General features: G+C 69.1%; 18 protein-coding genes and 1 riboswitch. Of the genes, 6 read left to right on the forward strand and 12 right to left on the reverse strand.

The window, feature by feature from the left end:
- Window positions 1-155 precede the first annotated feature (155 nt).
- Complete coding sequence (locus ACWD5O_RS26330; RefSeq protein ID WP_450086881.1) at window positions 156-1,733, forward strand: multicopper oxidase family protein; 1,578 nt, start codon at window positions 156-158, stop codon at window positions 1,731-1,733.
- A gap of 160 nt (window positions 1,734-1,893) precedes the next feature.
- Here the strand turns inward: ACWD5O_RS26330 and ACWD5O_RS26335 are convergent, their stop codons facing one another.
- The 8 genes from ACWD5O_RS26335 to ACWD5O_RS26370 all read right to left on the reverse strand — a co-directional run bounded on the left by ACWD5O_RS26335 (window position 1,894) and on the right by ACWD5O_RS26370 (window position 10,472).
- Window positions 1,894-2,766, reverse strand: coding sequence for a peptidase M23 (locus tag ACWD5O_RS26335; protein ID WP_450086861.1), 873 nt, complete (start codon window positions 2,764-2,766; stop codon window positions 1,894-1,896).
- A gap of 352 nt (window positions 2,767-3,118) precedes the next feature.
- The gene (locus ACWD5O_RS26340) at window positions 3,119-4,552 is read right to left on the reverse strand and encodes an NADH-quinone oxidoreductase subunit N (RefSeq protein ID WP_450086862.1); all 1,434 of its coding nucleotides are present in this window, start codon (window positions 4,550-4,552) and stop codon (window positions 3,119-3,121) included.
- Window positions 4,553-4,555: 3 nt separating this feature from the next.
- Entirely contained in the window at window positions 4,556-6,046 is a 1,491-nt protein-coding gene (locus ACWD5O_RS26345) for a complex I subunit 4 family protein (protein WP_450086863.1), read from the reverse strand.
- Between the two features lie 3 nt (window positions 6,047-6,049).
- Window positions 6,050-7,990 (reverse strand): proton-conducting transporter transmembrane domain-containing protein, encoded by a 1,941-nt coding sequence (locus ACWD5O_RS26350; RefSeq protein WP_450086864.1) that lies wholly within the window; start codon window positions 7,988-7,990, stop codon window positions 6,050-6,052.
- Window positions 7,987-8,289 carry an NADH-quinone oxidoreductase subunit NuoK gene (locus ACWD5O_RS26355; protein ID WP_450086865.1) on the reverse strand — a complete coding sequence of 101 codons (303 nt, stop codon included), beginning with the start codon at window positions 8,287-8,289 and terminating at the stop codon, window positions 7,987-7,989. Before ACWD5O_RS26355 ends, ACWD5O_RS26350 begins: the two co-directional genes overlap by 4 nt.
- Window positions 8,286-8,849 (reverse strand): NADH-quinone oxidoreductase subunit J, encoded by a 564-nt coding sequence (locus ACWD5O_RS26360; RefSeq protein WP_450086866.1) that lies wholly within the window; start codon window positions 8,847-8,849, stop codon window positions 8,286-8,288. Before ACWD5O_RS26360 ends, ACWD5O_RS26355 begins: the two co-directional genes overlap by 4 nt.
- A gap of 2 nt (window positions 8,850-8,851) precedes the next feature.
- Entirely contained in the window at window positions 8,852-9,721 is an 870-nt protein-coding gene (locus ACWD5O_RS26365) for a complex I subunit 1 family protein (protein WP_450086882.1), read from the reverse strand.
- A gap of 64 nt (window positions 9,722-9,785) precedes the next feature.
- Entirely contained in the window at window positions 9,786-10,472 is a 687-nt protein-coding gene (locus tag ACWD5O_RS26370; protein WP_450086867.1) for a hypothetical protein, read from the reverse strand.
- 27 nt (window positions 10,473-10,499) lie between these two features.
- Between ACWD5O_RS26370 and ACWD5O_RS26375 the strand changes: the two genes are divergently transcribed.
- Together ACWD5O_RS26375 and ACWD5O_RS26380 are read left to right on the forward strand one after the other, a co-directional pair.
- Window positions 10,500-10,787: a hypothetical protein gene (locus ACWD5O_RS26375; protein WP_450086868.1), complete on the forward strand. Its 288-nt coding sequence runs from the start codon at window positions 10,500-10,502 to the stop codon at window positions 10,785-10,787.
- Between the two features lie 96 nt (window positions 10,788-10,883).
- Complete coding sequence (locus tag ACWD5O_RS26380) at window positions 10,884-11,201, forward strand: hypothetical protein (protein WP_450086869.1); 318 nt, start codon at window positions 10,884-10,886, stop codon at window positions 11,199-11,201.
- A 116-nt stretch (window positions 11,202-11,317) separates the two neighbouring features.
- Here ACWD5O_RS26380 and ACWD5O_RS26385 read toward each other — a convergent pair whose 3' ends face one another.
- A complete protein-coding gene (locus tag ACWD5O_RS26385) occupies window positions 11,318-11,662 on the reverse strand; it encodes an NADH-quinone oxidoreductase subunit A (protein WP_450086870.1) in 345 nt (114 codons plus the stop codon).
- Between the two features lie 505 nt (window positions 11,663-12,167).
- Window positions 12,168-12,312, forward strand: a riboswitch (cyclic di-AMP (ydaO/yuaA leader).
- Window positions 12,313-12,316: 4 nt separating this feature from the next.
- Here ACWD5O_RS26385 and ACWD5O_RS26390 point away from each other — a divergent pair.
- Window positions 12,317-13,336: a coiled-coil domain-containing protein gene (locus ACWD5O_RS26390; protein ID WP_450086871.1), complete on the forward strand. Its 1,020-nt coding sequence runs from the start codon at window positions 12,317-12,319 to the stop codon at window positions 13,334-13,336.
- Between the two features lie 113 nt (window positions 13,337-13,449).
- Here the strand turns inward: ACWD5O_RS26390 and ACWD5O_RS26395 are convergent, their stop codons facing one another.
- A complete protein-coding gene (locus ACWD5O_RS26395) occupies window positions 13,450-14,631 on the reverse strand; it encodes a glycoside hydrolase family 3 N-terminal domain-containing protein (RefSeq protein ID WP_450086872.1) in 1,182 nt (393 codons plus the stop codon).
- A gap of 233 nt (window positions 14,632-14,864) precedes the next feature.
- Window positions 14,865-15,848: an NlpC/P60 family protein gene (locus ACWD5O_RS26400; RefSeq protein ID WP_450086873.1), complete on the reverse strand. Its 984-nt coding sequence runs from the start codon at window positions 15,846-15,848 to the stop codon at window positions 14,865-14,867.
- 621 nt (window positions 15,849-16,469) lie between these two features.
- Between ACWD5O_RS26400 and ACWD5O_RS26405 the strand changes: the two genes are divergently transcribed.
- The gene (locus ACWD5O_RS26405) at window positions 16,470-17,942 is read left to right on the forward strand and encodes a C40 family peptidase (protein WP_450086874.1); all 1,473 of its coding nucleotides are present in this window, start codon (window positions 16,470-16,472) and stop codon (window positions 17,940-17,942) included.
- Window positions 17,943-18,313: 371 nt separating this feature from the next.
- Here ACWD5O_RS26405 and ACWD5O_RS26410 read toward each other — a convergent pair whose 3' ends face one another.
- The gene (locus ACWD5O_RS26410) at window positions 18,314-18,901 is read right to left on the reverse strand and encodes a TetR/AcrR family transcriptional regulator (RefSeq protein WP_354968553.1); all 588 of its coding nucleotides are present in this window, start codon (window positions 18,899-18,901) and stop codon (window positions 18,314-18,316) included.
- 95 nt (window positions 18,902-18,996) lie between these two features.
- On the opposite strand from ACWD5O_RS26410, the gene ACWD5O_RS26415 reads away from it, so the two are divergent.
- Window positions 18,997-20,388 carry an MFS transporter gene (locus ACWD5O_RS26415; protein WP_450086875.1) on the forward strand — a complete coding sequence of 464 codons (1,392 nt, stop codon included), beginning with the start codon at window positions 18,997-18,999 and terminating at the stop codon, window positions 20,386-20,388.
- Window positions 20,389-20,655 lie beyond the last annotated feature (267 nt).

Consider the following 20,655-nt stretch of genomic DNA (forward strand, 5'->3'; position numbering starts at 1 on the left):
CGGCCCCGGCCGGCAAGCGTGCAGGGCGCCACTTGGGCCACTCGAAGGGGCAACAGTGCACGAAGAAGCCCCCATGCGGCACGTTTTGCGAACAAAATCCACGAAGGGCGGCGGATAGCACGGCCGTCGACAAGCGGACCCTTCGAGGAGCAGCCATGAAACCGGAGATCAGTCGCCGCCGGTTGCTGGCCGGCGTCGCGGGCGCGGTGGGCCTCGTCGGCACCAGCGACGTCTCGGGTGGGCTGGCATTCCCAGCGGGATTGAGAGCGGTGGGCACGAACCGCGTCCGTGGCGGAGACACAGGCGGCACCCGTAGCCGGGTGACGGCCACGCTTCGCCCCCGTCCCGTCACAGTCGACTTAGGTGGGCCGCAGGTGACCACCTGGGGATACGCCGACGATCTGCCCGGCCCAATTATCCGGGCCCGCGCCGGCGACATGCTGCGGGTGGAGTTGGTCAACGGCTTGCCGACGCATACCAGCGTTCACTGGCACGGGATCGCGCTGCCCAACAACATGGACGGGGTTCCCGGCCTGACTCAACCACCCATCCGTCCGGGCTGCCGGTACACCTACGAGTTCACCCTGCCCCACCCTGGCACGTACTTCTACCACCCGCACTCCGGTGTTCAGCTCGACCGGGCGCTGTACGGCGTCCTCATTGTCGATGACCCGCAGGAGGCCGGCCGGTACGACCACGAGTGGATCGTGGTGCTCGACGATTGGATCGACGGTACCGGCCGCACTCCCGATGACGTGCTCGCCGCCCTGCGCGAGACGGGCGGCCATGCAGACATGCAGGGTATGGATCCGGCGGGCGCGCACGGGGAGGGCGGCGAGCCCGACTCGCACCACGACGAGGGGCCCGACACGAGTGGCGACGGCGGCCCGGCTTCCGCTGGTCACGGGGACATGGGCGGAATGGAGATGATGACCTCTCCCCTGCTCGGCGGCGCTGGCGATGTTTCGTACCCGCACCATCTGGTCAACGGTCGAGTCCCGGCGGCCCCGAGGGTATTCCGTGCGCGGTCCGGTGAGCGGGCGCGGGTGAGGATCATCAACGCCGGCTCGGATACTGCGTACCGGGTGGCGCTCGCGGGACACCGGCTCACGGTCACGCACACCGACGGATTCCCGGTCCACCCGGTGGACACGGACGCCCTCCTGCTCGGTATGGGTGAGCGCGTCGACGTCATGGTCGAGCTAGGCGATGGGGTCTTTCCGCTGATCGCCGACGCGGAGGGCAAGACCGGACGCGGTCTGGCTCTGGTACGAACGGGTTCCGGCGCCACACCACCTGCCGATGTCCGTCTGACCGAACTGGAAGGACGGGTGCTCGACACCGCAACGCTGCACGCAGCCAGCAGCGTGACGCTGGTCGACCGACGTCCGGACCGGGTGCACCGGTTGGAGCTCGGCGGATCGATGAACCCCTACCGGTGGACCATCAACGGCGCGACCTTCCACGACGCTGACCCACTGCCGGTGGAGCAGGGCGAGCGCGTGCGGCTGGAATTCGTCAACCGCAGCGAGATGTTCCATCCGATGCACCTGCACGGGCACACCTTCGCTCTGACCGGCGGTGGTGCCCGCAAGGACACCGTCGTGGTCGTTCCCCACCAGAGCGTGAGCGTTGATTTCGACGCCGGCAATCCCGGCCTTTGGATGGTGCACTGCCACAACGCCTACCACGCGGAGACGGGCATGATGGCCACGCTCGCCTACCGCGCCTGAGGCACTCCGCCGCGGCGAGCGTTCGTCCACTGACGGCAGTTGACAAGGCGGGAACGGGCAAGAGACGACCGACGAAGCCTTACCAACCGGCCACAGACAAGCAGGCCGACGGCGAGCCCTCCGGAGGCGGCCCGAGGAGCGCGGCGTCGGTTGCTCGTGGTCAGGAGAGGACGGCGTTCACGACCTCGGTAGCCCGCCACTCGTGCTGGGCGTACAGCCAACCGAACGCCGACACCTGCACGGCCTGGGCCGCGACGGTCAGGGGAAGGTCCTGCCAGCCGGGGATCGCCTGCAGGGCGGTGAGGAACTGGCGTGTCGCGAACTCCGGCTTCATCAGGTCGCGCACGCTGCCCCAACCGGTGCTGGGCCGCTGCTGGAAGAGCCCGACCGAGTCGTGGTCCCAGCCGATCGCCTGGTGCGGGTAGTTCTGCGACTCCGGCAGCACGCCACTGGCGTAGTTGTAGAGGGTGCTCTCCTGCATCGCGGTGGCCACCGCGATCACCAGCCCGCGGCGCGGCACGCCCATCTCCCGGCCGGTACGCACGATCGTCTTGGCGTTGTCCATCTGCGCCTGGTCCAGCCCAGCGACCGGAACGATCCGCTTGGGCTTGGGCTTCGCCGTCGGCTTGGGTGCGGGCATTGTCGTTGACGGGGAGCTTTCCGGGGTGGGGGCTTCGGTGACCGGGGCGGCGGGCTGGCGGGCCTGCCCGCGGGAGGCCGGGTCGGCCTCGGCCCGCTGGGCGATCTCGGCACGCTGGTTGGGGCTGAGTGACTCCCCGGCGGGGTTGGCGCCGATGAAGGTGGCGCCCACGAGACCGAGGCAGCACACGGCCCCGGTGGCCACCGCCATGCGGGTCCGGCCCGGCCGGGCGGCGAAGGGGTTACCGAGGCCGCCGAGGCGGGTACGCCACCATGCGGTGGAGAGTCGCGGCTGGGACGTGCTAGCCGGCTGTTCGGTGGAGGGGATATCGTCCGAACGGTCAGCCGGGCCGCCGAGGCCGCGCGGGTGGTCGAGGTTGCCGTCGTTACGCATCCGCCGAGGCTAGGCAGGAGAAACCATGGTCACCCACGGTGATCGGGTGGCGGTGCTCACACTTCGCCCCTGCGCAACGGGATCCTCCACGCCAGTCCGGCGGCGCCGGTAGTGATTTACGCCATCCGGGCATACCGCCCGTCCCGCTGCCGCCCGCTAGCGCAGGGCACGAACGGCGCGCGCGGACACCCCTCGTCAGGTGATCCACTAACTCGCCCTTTCGGGTGATGTCGGATTCCCCCGCTTGGGGTGCACCCGTGGCAGATCAGCGGATTCGCCCGTATCTGTCGCCGGTTAAGAAATTGTGATCATGGCCGGTTCCCCTGCTGTTTGCCGGACCGACGTTCGATGCTCAGATGCCAGCCGCCACGTTCCAGAGCAGGCCTGCGGCGAGACCCACCACGAGGCTGAGCGCGGCAGCTGTCACCGCGAGCCTCGCCGACCACCGCCGCGTCGGATGATCGGGCCACGGGGCGCGGTGATCGCCGCCGGATGACGCCAGCGCGGGGTCGCGGTAGGCCGGGACGATCCAGCGCAGGTAGTAGAAGAGACTGATCACGGTGTTGACGAACACCACGACGGCGAGCCAGGCGTACCCGCCGTCCCAGGCGGCGCTCGCGGTGGTGAGCTTGCCGACGAACACCGCCGTGGGCGGGGTGCCGACGAGACCGAGCAGCGCCACCAGCAGGGCCGCGGCAAGGCCGCCGCGCCGGGCGGCCAGGCCGCGGTAGTGGGTGAGGTCGCGATGCTGCGGCAGGGCCGCGCTGACAGCGAACGCGGCAATGTTGGTCACCGTGTAACCGGCGAGGTACACCAGCAGTGAGGGCAGCGCGAGATTACTGCGGTCGACGGCCACGACAGGGACGAGGACGAAGCCGACCTGGCTGACCGTCGACCAGCCAAGCAGCCGGCGGGGGTCGGACTGCCAGTAGGCGGCGAGGTTGCCCAGGGTCATGCTGGCCACCGCGATGGCGGCCACCACAATCGGCCACGAGGTCGACGTCGGCAGCACAGTGGCGAGCCGGTAGACGGCGACCAGTGCACCGATCTTGGGCACGGTGGTCAGGAACGTCGCCGCCGTGGCCGTGGCCCCCTGGGCGGCGTCGGGCACCCAAAAGTGGGCCGGTACGCCGCCGGCCTTGAACATCAGGCCGGCGATCAGGGCGAGGACTGCGACGGTGGCGCCGGCCCGCGGCGCGTCGGGCAGCCGCTCGGCGAGCTCGGTGTATCCGGTGGTGCCGGCCAGCCCAGACAGGATGGTCACGCCGAGCAGGAGCAGGATGCCGAAGAGCGCGCCCATCAGGTACGTCTTCATAGCCGCCTCGGCGCCCGCGGCAGTGGCGGCGAGACCTATCAGCGCGTAGAGCGGGATGCTGGCGAGCAGGGAGCCGACGGCCAGAACGAGCAGGTCGTTGGCGCCGGCGAGGAGCACCGCGCCGACGGTGGAGAAGAGCAGCAGGGCGTACATCTCGCTCTCCCTCGGGCTGCCGGAGATCTCGTCGGCGGCGATCGCGAGGATGAGCAGGGTGCCGGTCGCGGCAAGGATGCGGGCGAATCCGGTGGCGGTGTCGACGGCGAACGAGTCGTCGAACGCGCTCGTCGCCGGTTCGCGCAGCTGTATCGCCGCGGCCACGATCGTGGCCACCAGCACGGCGATGGTGACGGCGCGGATGAACCACTGCCGGTCACGGGCAACGAAGGAGCCCCCGATCAGTGCCGCGAGGGCGCCTGCGGCGAGCAGCATCTCGGGTAGCAGCAGCGCCGGGCGCATCATCTCCGTTTCCATGGTTCAGCGCCCAAGCAGGCCGATGACCGTGCGTGCCGCAGGTTCGATGACCTGGAGCAGGGGTCGGGGCAGGACGCCGATCACGAGTGAGAGCAGCAGCAGCGGCCCGATGGACCACCGCTCGCCCGCACGCAGGTCGGTGAAACCAATCGACTTTCCGCGGGTCTCGCCGGTGAAGACGCGTTGCAGCGCGCGCAGGAACAGCGCCGCGGTGATGAGGATGCCGAGCAGGGCGACGGCGGTGGCGGGGGCGGCGGCGATGCTGCCGGTGAAGATTTGAAACTCGGCGATGAACCCGGAGAAGGCGGGCAGGCCGAGGGCGGCGAAGGCACCGACGGCGAAGAGGGTCGCGAAGACCGGTGCGGGAGCGGCGAGGCCGCCGTAGTCGTGCATGTCGTAGGTGCCCGCCCGCTCGCGCAGGACCCCGGCGAGCAGGAACAGCGCGGCGGTGATCAATCCGTGGCTGACCATCTGGGTGACCGCGCCGGTGACCGCCACCGTCCGGGCCTGCGTGGTGTCGCCGGCCACCAGGCCGGCGACACCGACGGCGAGGACGATGTAGCCCATGTGATTGACCGACGTGTAGGCGACCATCCGTTTCAGGTTGGTCTGGGCGAGGGCCACGAGGGCGCCGTAGATGACCGAGACCACCCCGACGGCGATGATCACCCAGGCCCAGGCGCGCCACGCCTGGGGCAGCATCGGCATGGCGATGCGGACGAAGCCGTAGGTGCCCATCTTCAGCAGCACGCCGGCGAGGATCGCGGAGCCGACGGCCGGTGCGTCGGTGTGCGCGGGCGGTAGCCAGGTGTGAAACGGCACGGTGGGTGTCTTGACCGCCAGGCCGAGCAGGATCGCGGCGAGCACCAGCCCGCCGGCGAGGGGCCGGGCGGCCAGCGGGGTGGCGGCGGCGAGCGTCGGCATGTCGAAGGTGTGCGGGTCGGCGGCGACGTAGAGGCCGATGAAACCGACCAGCAATGCGAGCGACCCGAGGAAGGTGTACAGGAAGAACTTCAGCGCCGAGTGGGCGCGGTTGCCGTGTCCCCAGCCGGCGATGACGAAGTACATGCCGACGATGGACAGGTCGAAAAAGACGAAGAACAGGATCAGGTCGGCGGACACGAACAGGCCGAGGCTGACGGACTGCAGGAACAGAAACAACGCGGCCTGCCCTCGCGGCCGGTGCCGCTCGCGCAGCGCGTATACCGCGCAGGCCAGGAAGATCACCGCGGTCATCGCCACCAGCGGCAGTGACAGGCCGTCCACCCCGATGTGGTAGCTGCTGTTCACGCCCGGGATCCAATCCACCTGTTGGGCGAAGGCCAGCCCGCCGGCCGGTGGGGTGTCGTATCGCGCCCAGAGGATCACGATCAGGGCGAGGTCGACGGCGGTCACCGCGACCCAGGCCCAGCGTGCGAGCGTGTCACCCAGGCGGGGCACGGCGACCAGCGCCGCCGCAGCGGCCAGGGGCAAGAAGACGATCACACTGAGCACCAGTTACCCCAACACCACGACGACGACGACAGCGACGACGAGCACGACTACGGCCTGCCGGTAGTACTGGTGCAGCTGGCCGCTCTGCGGCCGACGCGCGAGCTGCCCCAGCCGGCGCATTGCGGAGGCGAGCGCCTCCACCGCACCGTCGAGCCAACGGTCGTCGACCCGGCCGGCACGCTGGGCGACGTGTACCACCCCGGTCGAGGCGAGCTCGACGCCCCGGTCAAGGATCCGGTCGTCGAACGGACCGGCGTGGCGGGACAGCTTCAGCACCGCCCCGGCTAGGCCCGTCACGGCCCGGTCCAGCACCCGGTCGTCGAAACGGGCCAGCGCCTCGGCGCAGCGCAGCGTCGGCCGGACGACCAGGACCCGTGCCGCGGTCTCCATCCCGAGCCAGCGCAGCGCCCACCGCGGCTCAGGAACCGGGCGGCGGGCGACCGCTAGGACGATGGCGAGGGCGATCGCCCCCGACACCGCCAGCTCGAGTAGCGAGATATGGAAGGCTCCTGGACGCCCAACTGCTGCCGCGACCGTCGCGCCAAGCGGTGGGAGAGCCAGCAGCCCGGAGTAGGCAGCGCCGACCGCGAGCACGACCAGCGGCACCTGCTCAAGGCCGCTGATCCGGCCGCTGCCCTTCTGCTCCCCGTGCTGGTGCGCGTCAACGTCGGCCTGCTCGTCGGCGGGCACCCGCTGCCAGATGATGACAAGCATCTTCCCGGCGTAGGCCGCCGACAGCGCCGACGCGGCCAGGCCCACGGCGTAGAGCCACGGCGATTGATCGAGGGTCCGGGCGAGGATGACGTCCTTGGTCGCCCACAGCGACAGCGGCGGGATCCCGGCCAGCGCGAGCGCGCCGACGGTGGCCGACCAGCCGACCACCCGCCACCGCGCCACGACTGCCCGTAGGCCGGCGAGTTGCTTGGTGCCAAGCGCGCTCAGCCACGCGCCGGCGGCGAGGAACAGCAGCGCCTTGGTGGCGGCGTGAGCGACCAGGTGGGCGGCGCCACCGGCAACCGCGCCAGCACCGGCGGCCAACACCACGAATCCGAGTTGGGCCGCGGTCGAGGCGGCGAGGAGTTGCTTGAGGTCGCGTTGGGCGACCGCTACCGCACCGAGCAGCAGCGCGGTAGCCGCGCCCACCCACATGGTCGTCGGAGCAGCCCAGCCGGTGACGGCGAGCAGCGGTTGCACTCGCAGCAGCAGGTAGCCACCCATGGCCACCATCGCCGCCGAGTGCAGCAGGGCGCTGACCGGGCTTGGGCCGGCCATCGCCCGGGACAGCCAGAACGACACCGGCAGCTGCGCGGCCTTACCGAGCGCCGCGGCCATGATCCCCGCGGCGGCCAGGTGCCGCCAGCCGGGGCTGCTGGCGGGTAGGTCGGCCAGGGCCAGACCGGCGCCGCCCGCGAGGGCCGCCCCAGCGGCGAGGTAGACGCCCAGGTCCGCGGCGCGGGTGGTGACGAACGCGGTCAGGCCGGCCGACACCCGGTCGGCGTCGCGCCACCAGAAGCCGATCAGGGCGTATGAAGCGGCACCCATGATCTCCCAGGCGAACAGCAGCGTCGGCAATGTGCCTGCGGTGACGGTAAGTGCCACGGATGCGGCGAACAGCAGCATCAGTCCGTGGAAACGGGCTTGGGAGCGGTGGATCTCGCCGGCAGCGGCGAGCAGCACGAGCAGGGTGACTACCGTCAGCATCGGCAGCACCACGGCGGCAAGCCCATCGACGGTGAGCCCGAAACGGGCGCCGGCCAGGAACGGCACCGACACGGCGGGCCTCGTGACCGCAACTACCAGCGACAGCACCACCGACGCCGAGGTGACGGCAAGCGAGGCCGGCGCGGCGGCCCGCTCGGCTCGCCTGGCCAGGGCCAGCAGTGTCCCCGCCACCGCCGGCACGGCGACAAGCGACCACAGCGCCGCCTGGCCGAGGGTGGTCATCGGGACAGGTCCGCAGCCATGTCGGTCATGTCCACGCGTCGTACCCGGTGCAACGCGGTCGCCACAGCGAAACCCATCGCCATCTCCACGGTCATCGCGACGATGATGACCAGCAACAGCACCTGTCCGGACGGGTCCGGGGCGAGGAACCACCAGAAGCCGGCGGCGGCGAGGATGAGCCCGTTGAGCATCAACTCGAGGCCCATCATGACCATGACCACCACCTGCTGGGACAGGGCGCCGTAGAGGCCGACGCTGAACAGCGCTGCGGCTACGAGCAACACGGTCTGCAGGGTCACCGCCCGACACCTCCCGGCTGCGGGTCGCGGGCGGGCCGACGGCGCAGGTCGTCGCCGAACCGGTCGTAGCGGCCGCGATGGGCGGCCAGCACGACACCGGCGACGATGGTGACTGCCATGACCATGCCAACAGCGGCCATGACCAGCATCTTGGGGCTCATCAACTCCTCCCCCAACGCCGCCGTGACGTCGTCCGGCGCAGTTCCGCGGCGCGCCGGCCAGGGCTCGAGGAGAACCCCCGTAGCCAGCAGGACGAACACTGCGATCGACACAGCCAGGGCGTGGCGTTTGTCGTGGACCATGCTCATCGGCATCAGCGCCGGGTTCATGCCCATGAACATGACCATGTAGACGGCCATGATGGCCATCTCCATGATCATCATGAGGATCGTCACCACACCGACGTAGTTCTGCTGTAGGAGCAGTACCTGCAGGCCGACGCAGATGAAGGAGACGGCGAGGGAGTAGCTCGCTCGGGCCATCGAGTTCACGATGAACACGGCCGCCCCGGCGAGCACAGCGATAACCGCCAGTGCCCAGAACGCCACGTGGGTGATCATGGTCAGCTCCTACCGAGGGCGATGCCGGCGACGAGTAGGTCCTGCAGCAGCACGGCGGGCAGTAACACGACCCAGCCGACTTCCATGAACAGGTCCGGTCGCGCCGCCGGGAGGTGGCGGCGCAGCCACACGAACGCGGCGAGCAGGGCGAGGGTTTTGACCAGCACCCACATCCAGGCGGGCAGCAGCGGACCGGCGCCGCCGCCGAGGAACATCGGCACCGCGAACGCCGCACCGGCGGCCAGCAGGGCATACCGGCCGCTGAGGAACAGCAGCCGGTCAACACCCGACAACTCCACGCCAACCCCACCGGCTACGTCAGGGCCCAAGGCCGGGGAGAATGGCCCCCAGACGGCTATGGCCAACACGCCCATACAAAAGACGAGGAATGCCACCGGCATCCACACCACGAACCACAGACCTTGTTGGGCGGCCGCGATCGTGCCGACATTCAGGCTCGACGCGGCCACCGCCGGCGCTACCAGCGCGAACATCAGCGGCAGCTCGTAGCCGAGTCCGTGAGCCAGGAAGCGGTAACCGCCGACCAGTGAGTGCGCCGAGTTGGCGCCCCAACCGGTCAGCCACACAAACGCCCACGCCAGGACGTCCATGGCGTTGAACCACACCACCCCGACGTCGAGGTCGAACAAGGTCCAATCGCCTAACGGCACGACGGTGATGATCATCATGGCCATCACCAGTAGGCCGGCGCCACCGATGCGCCACAGCAGGGTATCCGCGGCGACGGTGACACGGCGCCGCTGCCGCATCAGCCGGGCCACCTCGCCGATTGGGCGGGTCAGGCCGGTACGGACATCAGCGCCGGCGGCTCGGGCGGACAGAGCACCGTTGAGGACCGCGGCGGCGAGCATGAGCAGACCCAGGAGACCGGCCGCTGCCAGCGCCCAGAGCGGGGCTACGACCGTCACGGACGGGTCAGACACGGCTCACCTCGCGGTCCGCCGTCAACGCGTCCAGGTCGAGACTGGCGACGATGAGCCGCGCGGTGGCGAGGTCCCAGCCCCGCACGAGATCGGCTACCGCCTCGATCAGCACCGCCGGCCGCTCGTGCGCTGGTTGACCGTCCGCCTGGGCTAGTCCCTGGGCGGCGCGATCCAGCATGCTCAGCAGCCGGTCCCGAGTATCACCGCGAAGGTGCTCGGGAAGGTGCCACCGCGCCAGGTCCTGCTCGGTGAGGGGACCGAGACGTCGCATGGACCATCGCAATAGCCACGAGCGTCGCGCCATCCGCGTCAACCGACGCAGCTGCTGCGACGCGTGCGCGGTACCGTCGGCGCGCAGCACGGCGTCGCGGACACGGCGGGCACGGGACGCGGCGTCGTCGAAGCCCGCCAACGCCAACAGGCCCGCGGCGTTGTCGCACCGACGAGCCGCGAAAAGGTGCACGCTGCTGATCCGAGCGTCGGTCACGGGAGCGGACGGACCGGCATCGATGAGACTGGCTTCCGCGTCGAGGATGACGTCGCCCTGAAGGGTGCATCGCAGGACCAGACCCGCGGGCCAGTGCGCGAGCACGGGACCCAGCCGTGCGTGCAGGACGTCCAACTCCAGGCCGTCACGGTCCTCGGCGCCGCTGGCGAGCGGGATACCGGCCGGAGCCATGTTCATCTCCCCGTGTCCCATGCCGGCGTGGCCGGTGTGCTCGCCACCGCCCGCGGCATCGTGCGCCATGTCGCGGCCGTCGCCGCCGTGACCCATGCCATGGTGGCCACGCTGCGGGGTGCGGTGGTCGTCGTCAGGCTCCGTGCTGCGGCCATCGTCGTGCTGCGGGCGGTGGCTGCCGTGGCCCATCGCGTCGTGACCCGTGTGCCCAACGGCGTCGTGCTCGTGTCCACCCGCAGGCCTACCCTGCTCGCCGGGCCTCTGACAGGATTGGCCCGCTCCCCCGTGATGCTGCGGGTCCGCGGAACCATCTGATAGGCCTTCGCCGGCGTGGTGGCCGTGCTCGGCAACGCCGCGCTGGTCCCTACTCTCATGCCGTTGCGCGTCTTGGGGTCGGGCCACGTTCACCCGGTGGGTGGCATGTTCGTTGCCGCGATCTTCCGCGTGCTGCCCATACGCGCCCTGGTGCTCGGTCGGGTGATCTTCATGGCGCGCCTCCGCACCGCGGCCGTCTCGGCGATCGCGGCTGTCCGTCTGTTGCCGATCGCTGTCGCGCAGGCCCGCTTCGGCGGCGTCAAGCGCGTTGCGCACGGCGTCCGGGGAGTCGATGTCGACACGGCCCCTCGGTCCGGGAAGCTGGCTCCACAGTCGGTGCGCCACCTCGGACAGCTCCGGGCCTGGTGCGCCGCAGACGGCCAGGACATCGGCGTCCGCTGGGGACTGGGCTAAGCGCCATCCTCGCTCGAGGATGTGGCGCTCGACCGCGGCTCGTGTGAGCCAGTGCCCGGGTGCCTCTATCAGCAGCACATGCGCGTGGCGGGTCACGAGCTCGGCCCATGTGCTGTTCAGACCCACCGCAGGGCCCCCTCGCGCCACGCCCACAGCACCGCGATGAAAGCGCTGCCGAGGAAGATGAACATCTCGACGATGGCCGTGATCCCGAGCTCGGCGACCACGACCGCCCAGGGGTACATGAACAACATCTCAACGTCGAACGCGAGAAACAGCAGGGTCGCCAGGTACCACCTCACGTGGTAACGCGAGAGGGCGTGTTCCTCGGGGGGCCAGCCGGATTGGAACGGCAGGCTGGTCAGCGGCGCTGACGCGATCGCGACGGCGCGATGAGCCAAGTACAGCCCGGCCACGATCACCACAGCCACAAGTGCCATGCCCGCCGCGCCTGCGTACATTGCCGCTCCCGTCGTTCACGCCCGGATGCGCGTCGCTCCTCGGGCGCTGCCGGTCCTGGTCCCGCTGCCCGTCCCCGTCGTCTCGATCCTTCCGCCACGGCCGGTCTCCAGGGCGGACCTCGGCGAGGATCCACCGTCCGCGCACCCGCGGCGCCAGCGGCTGACGCCGGAGACCGTCGCCGCGCACCGGTGGGCCTGCATACTCTCCGGCGCCTCCCCCCGATAGGGAACCTCTGCCATCCTCTTCTACTATCGCCGAATAGTAAGAGAGGCATCCGAAGGTCGCGGCGCGGCGAGCCGGCGAGTGGCGACGAAAGCGTCCACCTCAGTGCGATCCCGGCCGCGCCTCACCACATCAACGGGGACCTCGGCGAGGCGTCACCTCAGCTGCGGTGGAGAGGGCATGGCCGGTTACAGACTGCCTTCGATTGGCTGCCTCAATCCGTTTCTGACCCTAGATCCGTCGGCCTACTCCGCGGTTGCCTCACTGCCAGTCACCGCCGACAACGCGCAACAGCGTAGGCATGGCCCCCTCATCGCCGGGCGGCGAGCCGGGGACCGGAGTCACTGGCGTGAAGCCGCTCCAGCGGTAGGGGTTAATTCCGCTCCGAACCCCTGAGCTAACCCGGTCCGCGTTTCACGGAAGGGAACACTGTGACGGCACCCCTGCGCCGCTGGTTGACACCTGTGGTGGCCGTACTCGCTGCCCTGACGGTCCTGGCCGGACCGGTGCCAGCGTTCGCCGCCCCCTCCACGCCCACCCCTTCAGGGCACGAGGAAGACGACGAACCTCGGTTGCTCAGCGACGTCATCGAGTCGCGCAACCGCGACTACAGCAAGGCCAAGGCCAATCTGGCGAAATCCCAGAAACGCCAGTTGGAACTCGCGATGGAGGGGAAGCGGGCGCAGGGCGAGTTGGATGCCCTGGCGCCCCAGGTCAGCCAGATTGCCGCGCAGTCCTACCGAACCGGCCGCATCGGTGCGGTCGCGATGCTGCTGGACAACAACAGTCCCGACTCATTCGTCCAGCGAGCCGGGGCTCTCGATGAGCTCAGCATGATCAACGCAGCGCGGTTGGCCGAGGTGAACGCGGTCAAGAACCGGGCCGAGCAGGCGAGGCCGGCACTCGACGCCGAGGTGCGCAAGCAGCAGAAGTTCACGAACGACATGGCGCGGCAGAAACGGGAGGCGGAGAAGGCCCTCTCGCTCGTCGGAGGTCAGGGCTTCACCGGAGGTCTGGTGTCGGCTACGTCGCCGGTGGCCCGGATCGCCCCCGGCCGCACGTCCGACGGGGACTGGCGGCCCGAGTCGTGCTCGGAGAAGGACCTCACCACCTCCGGCTGCGTCACCCCCCGAGCACTGCACATGTACAAGGAGGTCAAGCGGGCCGGCTTCAACCGGTTCGTCGGCTGCTACCGCTCCGGCGGCCCCTGGGAGCATCCCAAAGGCCGGGCCTGCGACTGGTCGCTGCAAAAGAGCGGCTTCCGGTCCTGGTACAACAACGACACGCGCATGTATGGCAACAATCTTGCCGCGTTCCTCCTGCGCAACGCCGACCGCCTGGGTATTTACTACGTGATCTGGAACCGCCAGATCTGGTTCCCGGCTACCGGTTGGAAGTCCTACAGCGGACCCTCCAATCATACGGACCACGTCCCCGTGTCGCTGCTATAGCAGCCGCCTGACTGGCCCGGCCAACTAGATTTCACCGGTCTGGTGACGGCCTGCCGTGTCGGGCGCCGGGGCAGTGACGCTGCGTACCTACTTGCTGCCCTGACGCGGGACGGTCAGCGTTTCGGGCGGAGGGCGTCAACCCGGACGACGGACTGGTCAATGTGCGCCTCGGTGAGCTGGCCGCGGCGAACAAGAGCAGCCACGGTGTCGAGAGTCTTGTCGAAGATTTCTGGGTCGTATACCTGCTGGTTGGCGAAGACAAGTAGGTCGACACCCGCCTGCAGCGCCAGGTGGGCCGCCTCCGCGGACCCGTAGCGGCGGGTGATGGCAACGGCCTGCATGTCGTCGCTGACCACTGGTCCCTGCCAACCGAGTTCGCCGCGGAGCAGGCCCGTCACGACTGGTCGTGACAGCGACGCGGGCCGGTTCGGGTCTAACTGTGTGTTGAGCACGTGGGCGGCCATCACGGAGTCCGCAAGTCCGGCCTGGATGAGTCGTCGGAACGGCTCCAGCTCGATGGGCTGCCAGGTGGAGCTGACGTCGACGACCTCAAAGTCGGTGTTACCGGCGGCGCTGCCCGATCCTGGGAAGTGCTTGAGGGTGGTCTTTACACCGGCGGCGCGATGAACCTGGATCTCCTCGGTGGCGTTGGTGACGACGATGTCAGGATTGGCGGAGAAGCTACGGCCGAGTTTTCCAATCGCCCGGCTTTCGGGATTGACGTTCAGGTCCACGACTGGCGTGTAGTTGAGGTTGACCCCGATCTGCGTCAGGCTGGCGACGAGGCTGCGCGCCCATTCGCGTGTCACCGTCGCCGAGTTCTCGCCGCCGATCTCCGCCTGTGACTTGATCGCGGGAAACCCGTTGCCCGGGTTGAGCCGGGTGGTTCGGCCCCCTTCCTGGTCGATCGACACGATGAGCCGTCCCGGCGAGGCGGTCTTCAGGTCCTTGATGAGCGCGGTGACCTGCCGTGGTGACCGGATGTTGCGCTCAGAATCGGTTTCCAGGTCCCGGTCGAACAGGATCACTCCGCCGAGGCCGGCCCTGACCGCCCTGACGATCCAGTCGTTCTGATTCGCGCGGTCACCGCGGAAGCCCACCACGAGCAGGCTGGCGATTTTGCGCCGCAGCGCTGCCTCATCTGTCCGCCCGGTGGTAGGTCGAGCGGTCCGGGTGGTCGGCGGCGGTGTTGGCGCGGTGGCTTGGCTGGCCCCCTGGCAGGCGGTCAATGCGGCCACGGCGGCCGAGCCGGCTCCCGTGAGCAGAAACCGGCGAGGCAGACGGAGCTGGTTCACATCCGCACAGTAGGGGCCACCAATTCCCGACCATGAGCGAACGCGAAAGAGTCACTCGTTCGATGCTCTCGGGCGTCCGTCGGCAACCCCTGCGCCGCCGCGAGTCCGTCCGCCGTCCCACCCGGATCAGGCGCAGCACCTTCAGTCCAGCAGGCAAGCCCTACGCTCGGTCAGCGTCGACAGGGGTTGAGGTCCTACCACCGGTGCCACGAGTAGAGCCGTGCAGGCGCAGGTCAAGGACGGCGGGCGCCCATGTACGGCATGGTTTCCATGCGCGCCATTTTCACCGGTACCCCCGCCCTCGATGCATGAACGATCAGCCCGTTGCCCACGTACATGCCCACGTGATGGAGGTCGCTGTAAAAGAAGACCAGGTCACCAGGTCGCAGGTCAGCGCGGGCTATCGGGGTTCCTTCACGCCACTGCGCCCCGGTGAAGTGGGTCAGAGACACCCCCGCCGCCTTCCACGCGTACTGCGTCAGGCCAGAGCAGTCGAAGCTCGACGGCCCGTCGGCGCCCCAGACGTAAGGCTTTCCGATCTGTGCGCAAGCGGTTCGCACTGCGGTGCCGGCTGCTCCGCCGATGTAGACGGCGGGACACGCGCCGATTCGCAGTGCACCACCAGAGCTGCCACCGCCGGCGGCTTGAGCTCGTAGGCGTTCCAGCCGGTCCACCTCGGCCTGGATGACCTTCCTCCGCTGCGCCAGCTCGGCGTCCAGACGTTTCTGCTTGGCGACAAGTGCCTCAACCTGGGCGCGCTGCGCGGCGAGGTCATCACGCAGCTTCACGACGTCGGCGATCTTCGCCGCATCGGACCGCGCCACGTAATTGAGCAGCGCCAGTCGGTCCGCCAACATTTGAGGGGAGGTGCTGGACAAGACAGCGTTGACCGCCGAGGCCGGAGGGGTCCGATACTGCCGCGCTGCCATGTCACCGATCTGCCCCAGTGACATCTCCACACGCAGCTGCAGCGGCTGAAGGCGTTCACCGAGCTGCTTCGATTTCTTCTGGTTCGCGAGGAGCTCGCTGTGCACCTTGTTGTAATGCTCGATGACGGGTTCGAGCTTCTCCCACGCCTGGTCCAGCTGCTTCTCTACCTCGGCAGGGGATGGAACCGCGAGCGCGGGGGATGTGAAGGGCGCGAGCAAGCTGACCGCCACAACCACTGCCGCAGCCGCGAGGCCGTTACGCATTCTGCGTTCAAGTCGCAACAACACGTTTCTGGTACCTCTCGCTGAAACAGCCGCGCCAGCATCACAGGGCGTGACGGCAGGTCGGTGGACAGCGATGGACGGTACCCTGATCCACGAACGCCGTCTACTACCTCGGTGTAGTAATCGGCTCAGGCGTCGTGTCAGCAGGACAGAGCCGCAGCAGCTACAGGCGCTTCGACACGTCGCCTATCCGGCGACCGAACAGGCTTCTGAATGGCCGCATCCCGGCTAACCGGCGCAGGGCAGATCGGACCGTTGACGCCCTGCTTGGGGCGGAGAATGGGTGTCGTTCGAAAAGCTCGGAACACGTCTGCGCTTCGTGTCCGGGGCCCCCTCAGGATCCTAGGGGTGCCGCGACGACCGCGGTCAACGCCGCGGCGCGCCGCCGGCAACAAGCGGCGCTACCCGTGAGCCAGGCACGGCGGGGCCTGATCGTCCTGTTGGGATGCCGGATCGGCCAACCACGGCGCCTGGGGCAAGGGTCAAGGGGTGGTGATCTCCCCTGTGGTCGAACTACTATCGCCGACTAGTAGGTGCGCGACAGGGTCGGTAACCCCCGTGCCGATCCTGTCGCGCACCGCTTCACGTCCGCGCGGTCTACTGACACCCGTTCTTAGGAGCGACATGGCGAAGAGGCACAAGGCCCGGCCGACGAGGCGACCGGGGGCAAGCCTGGCAGTCCTTCGCCCCGTCCTCTGGTCGGCGCTGCTCACCGCGGTGGCCACCACGGCCATCACCGTGCCGGCCTACGCGAATCCGCCCCTGCCCAACGCCATTCCTGACACGGGCGCCAGGCCGGTTCCCTCCAGCCCCGTCCAACTACCCGGCGGCGGCGCCGTTGCACCGCCCACCCTGGGAGCGACGACACCGACCGGCTTGGGACCGTTCGCTGCCCAGATCCTGGCCAAGGAGACCGAGGTAGCCACCCTCGGCGAGCAGCTTCTGACGCTCCAACAGGAGCAGACCCGGACCGAAACCGCGTCGCAGGAGACCGAGCGGCAGCTACAGGTCACGCGGGCCGCGCTGCTGAAGGCGCAGCAGAACCTCGGCCCCACCGCCGCTGAGGCGATGAAGCGAGCGGCCGAGTTGCCGCCGGGCGAGGTCGGCTCCCATCTGCAGGATCTCGGCGCCCTCCTACGCATTCAGAAGGGGCAGCAGCGCGCCGGCGACTCCCAAGGGAGCGCCCGTGACCTGCTGCGCGTGCAAGCGACGGAGCAGCAAGCAATCGCCGCGCACAGCGCCGCGTCGACCGCCGCTCAGGCCGCGCGCGCGACCTACACGACGGCAGAGGCGACCTTCAAGAGGCGGCAAGCCGAGCTGCTGGACCTTCGGCGGCGCAATACCGGCAAGATCGAAGCGCTCGAGCGGCAGCGTGACGCCGCCGAGCGGCAGCTACGTCCGAACACCACTGACGGTGAGAGCGTCGCTGGGATGGTCGCGAACCCTCGCGCTCTCGCGGCGGTCCGGTTCGCTCGGGCCCAACTCGGCAAGCCCTACGAGTGGGGGGCTGAGGGACCCAATCGCTACGACTGCTCCGGGCTTGTCTCTGCGTACCGATCGCAGGGCGCCGACTTTGACCAGCTGCCGCGCGTGTCGCGGGATCAGTACAACGCCACTCATGGTCGCACCGTTGACCGCAGCATGCTGCTCGCCGGCGATCTGGTCGTCTTCGCCTCGGGCTCTAGCTGGACCACGATCCACCACATGGGCATGTACATCGGCGACGGCAAGATGGTCCAGGCGCCCACCACCGGCGATGTAGTCAAGATTTCCTCCGTCTGGTGGTCACGCTTCTACGCCGCAACACGGGTGATCCCGGCGGTCCCCGCGCCCACCACGTCGCCTTCGGCACCGCCGCCCATGGCCACGCCCAGGCCCACTCCGTCACCCAGCCCCACTGCGTCACCCAGCCCCACTGCGTCGCCCAGGCCCACTCCCACGCCTACTCGACCCCGCCCCACCCCGACGCCTACCGGCCCCGAGCCGACCCCGACCACACCCAGCCCTACCCGCTCACCGACGCCGTCGACCTCTCCGTCGACCAGCAGTCCAACCCCCACCACCCCGACCCCGAGCGCGTCAACGACTAGGCCCTAGACCTCGTCCGCAAAGTGTCGGCGCGAGTGGCGCTTGGTCGGCTGCGGCAACCAGGGCCCGGGTGCCCGCCAGGACACGGTCGACGACCCGACTCGGCCGCCGCTGGCGGCGCCGAGGTGCCTTCCGTGCAACGCGTCGGGACCGGCTGGCCGATGGGGCGCAGCCGCCGAGCTTCGATGAGTTGCGCCTTCAGCAACCCCCAGTCACCGTCGAAGCCCTTGCCGCGAGGAGCCGACCGGCGGGGTGGGTGCCTATGCCCCCGCCATCGGAAGGAGTTGGGCGTCGACGGGAGCTGCTCTGCCGAGTGGTGTGGCCGGCGGCGCCGCGGTCCGGCGCGGGCGCTGGCAATGCCTGGCCCCGGCGAATCTTCGTCAGGCGCCAGCTTTTGTGTAGGCGGCCAGGATCGTCTCGGAGATGAATTGGGCGGCGTCTGCGCTTTCCAGTCGCCCCTTGGCGACGTCGATGGCCGCGCCGTGGATGACGTGGTGCAGGACGCTGGTCAGCCAACTGGCTGGGAGATCGGCTCGGAAGGCCCCTTCTGACTGGCCGCGGCGGATCAGGTCGTCAACGCGCTGGGCAGGTTCGGCGTGGAGTTCTTGCACCCGTCCGGGCGGCAACGTCGTCTGTGCCGCTTCGAGAACGGCGGTCGCCTGGGCGACCAGCAGCCAGCTGGATCTGATCAGGGCGTCTAGGGCCTCACGGGGGTCGCCGGTCAGGTCGAGCGTCTGCAGGACGTGTTCCCCATCGGCTATAGCTCGGGTCAGCGCGGCGTCGACCAGGGCCTCTCGGGAGGGAAAGTGCCCGTAGAGCGTCACTCGGCCTACCCCTGCCGTTTTCGCGATCTCGCTCACGCTCGCGTCCGCGTTGCGGCTCAGGCAGGCCACGGCCGCGTCCAGGATCTTCGCGACGTTCTGCTTGGCGTCGGCTCGGAGGGTCGGCTTCGCCGGGGGGTGAGACATGCAACTTCCTCAACTCGAACAGCGCTGTTCGGGTTATGGTATCTCTCCCACAACTCGAACACCCCTGTTCGACTTACGGAAGGAGGCCGGCCGTCATGGCCCAACCCGTGACCGTCACCACCACATCCCCGCATCCCCACCCGCAGCGCTGGAAGATCCTGGGACTCGTCGGGGTCGCGCAACTGATGCTCATCCTGGACGTCACCGTTGTCGCGATCGCCCTGCCGCACATAGGCGCAGATCTTGGCCTGGAGCGGGAGGCCCTCACCTGGGTGGTCAGCGGCTACACCCTCGCCTTCGGCGGACTGCTGCTGCTCGGCGGGCGCGCCGCCGACCTGTTCGGCGCCCGACGCCTGGTCCTCGCCGGGCTCCTGCTCTTCATCGCCGCGTCCCTCACCGCCGGACTCGCGAATAACGGTCCTATGCTGCTAGGCGGTCGCGTCGCACAAGGCTTGGCCGCGGCGATCCTCTCCCCCGCCGCGCTGTCCCTGGTCGTCACCATCTTCGACGGCGAGGAGCGCAACAAAGCCCTCGGAATCTGGTCGGCGCTGGGCGGCGGCGGCGCGGCCCTCGGGGTCCTCCTCGGCGGCCTGCTGACCGCCGGGCCCGGCTGGCCCTGGGTGTTCTTCATCAACGTTCCCGTCGGACTTGTCCTCCTGCTTACCCTCCGCATTCAGCTTCCGCCGCAGCCTCGGCCGATCGGGGACGGTCGGCTCGATGTGCCGGGCGCGGTGCTGGTAACAGCCGCTACCGGGTCCCTGATCTACGCCCTGATCCAGGCCGGAGACCGAGGCTGGGGCACGCCGGTCACCCTGATCCTGCTGGGCACGGCAGTGGCTCTCTACGCAGCGTTCGTCGCCCGCCAGCGCCTCGCCGCCAGCCCACTGATGGATGTCCGACTTCTATTGCGTCGACCCGTCGCAGCCGGAACGCTACTGATCCTCGTCGCGACCGCTCTGATGATCAGCGTCTTCTTCCTCGGAACGTTCTACCTTCAAGACCACCGGGGTTACGGCGCGCTGCGCACCGGGTTGCTCTTCCTTCCCGTGGCGCTCGCGACCATGCTCGGCGCGAACGCCGCAGGCCGCGTCATCGGTCGTGCGGGTGCTCGCGCTCTCGGCGTGCTGGGACTTCTCGTCGCGGCCGCCGGCATGGCGATCCCCGCTCTCTGGGAAGGGACGTTGACCATGGTGATAGGAGTCAGCATCGCCTCCGCCGGCACCGGCGCGGTCTTCGTCGTCGCCTCCGCTACCGCACTCGGCCAGGTTCAGCCCCACGAAGCCGGTCTTGCATCCGGAATTGTCAGCACCTTCCACGAATTCGGGGCTTCACTCGGCGCGGCTGTCGTATCCAGCATCGCTGCGGCAAGCATCGCTGGCACCAGCACAACCGGCTTCGCACGCGGCTTCACCACCGGCGCCGTCATCGCCGTCACCGCGGCTGTCCTTGCCTTGATCCTCACCCCGAACGCCCGCTCCAGCCAGTGAACTCGGCAGTGATCCCCGGCGGGGCTGTCATCCTCGCCGGGGACACTGCTCACACCAACTCAGTCGCAGCGGCGACGCGCCTCCATCGGCACCTTGTTTTGGCACCATCACGTGACTTGGCCTCTTGCTTTGGATGTGGGTTCGCCGCGCTGCGCCCGGCCCCCAGCTGGTTAAGCAGCGGGGCAGACCTGGTTCTTTCAGGCTCTGCCCCCGATGCGGCGTGCTGGCCGCTCGATTCCGAACGGCGCTCCGACTCGTGGCGGCCTA

It is taken from the genome of Micromonospora sp. NPDC005161 (genome assembly GCF_053599855.1).

What these genes read in the sequence shown, in the direction of transcription:
- ACWD5O_RS26330 (WP_450086881.1), top strand. Translation starts at nt 156, where the DNA reads ATGAAACCGGAGATCAGTCGCCGCCGGTTGCTGGCCGGCGTCGCGGGC.
- ACWD5O_RS26335 (WP_450086861.1), bottom strand. Translation starts at nt 2,766, where the DNA reads ATGCGTAACGACGGCAACCTCGACCACCCGCGCGGCCTCGGCGGCCCG.
- ACWD5O_RS26340 (WP_450086862.1), bottom strand. Translation starts at nt 4,552, where the DNA reads ATGGAAACGGAGATGATGCGCCCGGCGCTGCTGCTACCCGAGATGCTG.
- ACWD5O_RS26350 (WP_450086864.1), bottom strand. Translation starts at nt 7,990, where the DNA reads ATGACCACCCTCGGCCAGGCGGCGCTGTGGTCGCTTGTCGCCGTGCCG.
- ACWD5O_RS26360 (WP_450086866.1), bottom strand. Translation starts at nt 8,849, where the DNA reads ATGATCACCCACGTGGCGTTCTGGGCACTGGCGGTTATCGCTGTGCTC.
- ACWD5O_RS26365 (WP_450086882.1), bottom strand. Translation starts at nt 9,721, where the DNA reads ATGCTCGCCGCCGCGGTCCTCAACGGTGCTCTGTCCGCCCGAGCCGCC.
- ACWD5O_RS26370 (WP_450086867.1), bottom strand. Translation starts at nt 10,472, where the DNA reads ATGGCTCCGGCCGGTATCCCGCTCGCCAGCGGCGCCGAGGACCGTGAC.
- ACWD5O_RS26385 (WP_450086870.1), bottom strand. Translation starts at nt 11,662, where the DNA reads ATGTACGCAGGCGCGGCGGGCATGGCACTTGTGGCTGTGGTGATCGTG.
- ACWD5O_RS26405 (WP_450086874.1), top strand. Translation starts at nt 16,470, where the DNA reads ATGGCGAAGAGGCACAAGGCCCGGCCGACGAGGCGACCGGGGGCAAGC.
- ACWD5O_RS26410 (WP_354968553.1), bottom strand. Translation starts at nt 18,901, where the DNA reads ATGTCTCACCCCCCGGCGAAGCCGACCCTCCGAGCCGACGCCAAGCAG.
- ACWD5O_RS26415 (WP_450086875.1), top strand. Translation starts at nt 18,997, where the DNA reads ATGGCCCAACCCGTGACCGTCACCACCACATCCCCGCATCCCCACCCG.